Below are 1,551 nucleotides of genomic sequence, written 5' to 3'. Positions count from 1 at the left end.
CCTTTTGTGCGCCGGTCATCAATTTACGCTTTTTCTCACTCATTTTCGTCCACCTGTTTTATGATGGACACCATCTTAAATTATTGTCTGTTTTTATGGGTCCACTATACATCACACAATACCCAATGTGCCGGAATGGCCGATATAGCCCCGCTCCACGCTATAACAGAGCCAATAGGCACAACCCGACCGCCCGTTGAACCCGCCGTAATCAATGCAGCAATAGCAGCAAGCAACTGCGTATTATCGCCGCCATCCAACGTTAAACCCGCCTCGGTAATGACCGTACAGAGTTCCTCTTGGACGGTATTCATCCACGCCGCTGTAATCTGCGTAGGCGGCTGTCCGGTCCCGGTATCTTCTTCAACAAACAACCCGTCTATTGCACCAGGCCCCGCGATTCTTTGCATTTTTAGCTCCCTAAATTAGGTGTATCCACCACAAATAAAAAAACATGCGCCTGTTTAAAATCCCGCAAGGCCGACAGCAATACGGCACTATCAATCAGCGACCTATCAAACCGCACCCGCAAATAATAGCGACAACGACTAGACCACACCCTATCGCCGATATGACCGCCTATTGATGTAGGCCGATGATAATCATCAACCACAACAACAGGGTCAGGTGAAACAGAAACGGGCGCGTCTTGGCTCCACAAGCGATAACCGACAGTACAGCCGATTGCCGCAGGCTTACGCGGGATAATCTGAGTAGCCGCATCAGCGACCGCCTGATAATCAGCCAGCAGATAACTTAAACGGCCAGGGCAATGCAAGGCGATACCCATCGCCAAAACATCCACCGCCGCCGCATCAACCCTTGCCAATTCTTGCGCCGTCGCCAAAACCATCGTATCGCCAAAACTATCCGGCTCCCACTCCCACGCCGCCCCCGTCGGCAACAAAGCTTGCAGCGCATCCGCATAATCACGCGCCAAATGCAGCATCACTCAAACTCCACTGCCGCCAAGACAAATATCGCACCCGCGTCCGCGACAATGTTAGCGACTGGAGCCACGCGAACATAATCACTCGTAACAGACAAAACAGCGACATCAATCTCGGCCAACAACAATACATCTTGCTCGGCAGACTTGCTCAAAACCAAAACGGCCAAAAAGTCCGTTTTGGCTTGGCGATTAGCAGACGTATCAACGCTCGCACCAAGAGCCAATGTAATCGTGACATAATCCAAGAGCGGCGCGGCTACCCGCCAATCGGCGACTGCCGGAACAACTGCTGGAAGATACGCCGACACCGCATCCAAAATAGTCGTCGTCGGCAAGCGGTTGGTCAAGCCATCACAAATAGGCCTCAACAGAACCGTGCCGGGGCCAAGAGCGTGAGGCTGCACTAAAGCCCCCGTAACCGACGGATGTGCGGCCATTGCCCATGCCCGATAATCAGCAGGCTTACCGGAGCGGTATAGTGGACCCATAAAAACAGACAATAATTTAAGATGGTGTCCATCATAAAACAGGTGGACGAAAATGAGTGAGAAAAAGCGTAAATTGATGACCGGCGCACAAAAGGCGAAGGTGGCGTTGGA

At 52.0% G+C, this 1,551-nt stretch carries 3 protein-coding genes; all 3 read right to left on the bottom strand.

What is annotated here, in order from left to right; translation table 11 throughout:
* Nucleotides 1-104 precede the first annotated feature (104 nt).
* Complete coding sequence (locus tag AADEFJLK_RS23605; RefSeq protein WP_103976034.1) at nt 105-410, bottom strand: hypothetical protein; 306 nt, start codon at nt 408-410, stop codon at nt 105-107.
* Between the two features lie 2 nt (nt 411-412).
* Nucleotides 413-952, bottom strand: coding sequence for a hypothetical protein (locus AADEFJLK_RS23600; RefSeq protein ID WP_211299341.1), 540 nt, complete (start codon nt 950-952; stop codon nt 413-415).
* Nucleotides 949-1,551 (bottom strand): baseplate J/gp47 family protein (locus tag AADEFJLK_RS23595; protein WP_211299340.1); only part of this gene is annotated, 603 nt, incomplete at its 5' end. The genes AADEFJLK_RS23600 and AADEFJLK_RS23595, both read right to left, overlap by 4 nt.

This window comes from Methylovulum psychrotolerans, from assembly GCF_002923755.1.
In the GTDB taxonomy this organism is placed as follows: Bacteria; Pseudomonadota; Gammaproteobacteria; order Methylococcales; family Methylomonadaceae; genus Methylovulum; species Methylovulum psychrotolerans.
Note: the sequence above shows the minus strand (reverse complement) of the source record. Positions and strands in the feature narration are given on the sequence as shown.

Bases quoted from the DNA above. Each gene is read 5' to 3' on its own strand.
- AADEFJLK_RS23605 (WP_103976034.1), bottom strand. From the start codon at position 410: ATGCAAAGAATCGCGGGGCCTGGTGCAATAGACGGGTTGTTTGTTGAA.